The organism is Niallia yueguangensis (assembly GCF_052663115.1).
The window spans coordinates 1-1004 of record NZ_JBQTCX010000056.1 but is presented as its reverse complement, the minus strand read 5'-3'; the positions used below and the strand labels follow the sequence as shown (position 1 = coordinate 1004).

Here is a 1004-nt window from a genome sequence, read left to right as displayed (position 1 = left end):
GCAGGAGTCTTCGTGTATTCACGCTGCTCTGCGCTATAAATGTGGAGACTGCTTCTTTCCATGCACCATGGTGCGAATTTTATTAGCATGGGTGTCTACCTTGAAAATAAGCTCTGTTTACATAAAAAAGGGTTGCTATTTTACTAGTTTCGCCTATAATGAGAAAAGCGCAAGCGCCTTGGTCGTCTATTTTCACTGCTTCAAAGCATTTAAAGACCAATGGTTTAATACATAATCAGAAAAAGGTGAACAAAGCTTGAAAGGAACATCACATGCAGTAGTGGGAGCGGCAACTGGCTTTATCGTTGCAAATTATGTTCAGGCAAATCCTACAGACACACTTTTATTAGTCGGATTTGGAGGAATTTCTGGCTTAATGCCTGATATGGATATTGATGGAAAGCTAAGCAATAAAATTACGCTATCACACAAAGTATTTCAGACTATAGCACAAGTCATTGGTTTAATGATGATTATGTACAGCTTTTATAAAGGTTCTGTAAATGAGATGATATATGGCATTGGCTTAGGCGGGATGATTATTTTTATTTCTTATCGACTAAAGCAAAGACATATGTTAACAGTAACTGGAATCGGTGTTTTATTAGGAGGGATTTCTTTAGATGAAAAATGGCTGATGCTTTTAGGCGTTTATATCATCATATCTTCCTTTATTTCACATAGAACTTACACTCACTCTATCCTTGGCATTATTTTTTACGGATTTATAGCTTTTCAGTTTGAACAATCGATTAAAATCGAGGGTGTATACTATACTTGTTTACTGGCATATATTAGTCATTTATTTTGTGACTTTCGCTTTTTACCATTTAATAAACGTGGAGTTAAATTATTTTTACCTATTTCATCAAAGGAAATATAATAAGAAAAGAATCTTTACAAATATAAAAAAGTTCGTATTTTAAAAGCACTCTTAAGAACAAAGCTTAGTGCTTTTTCTTTGGTTTTGTCCTTCATAAGCCGTCTCAAAGACAAAACTTAGT

The 1004-nt window shown here is 34.2% G+C and carries 1 protein-coding gene; it reads left to right on the top strand.

Features of this window, described 5'->3' with window-relative positions; translation table 11 throughout:
• Positions 1-256: 256 nt before the first annotated feature.
• A complete protein-coding gene (locus tag ACTYA4_RS22060; RefSeq protein WP_443482868.1) occupies positions 257-883 on the top strand; it encodes a metal-dependent hydrolase in 627 nt (208 codons plus the stop codon).
• Positions 884-1004 lie beyond the last annotated feature (121 nt).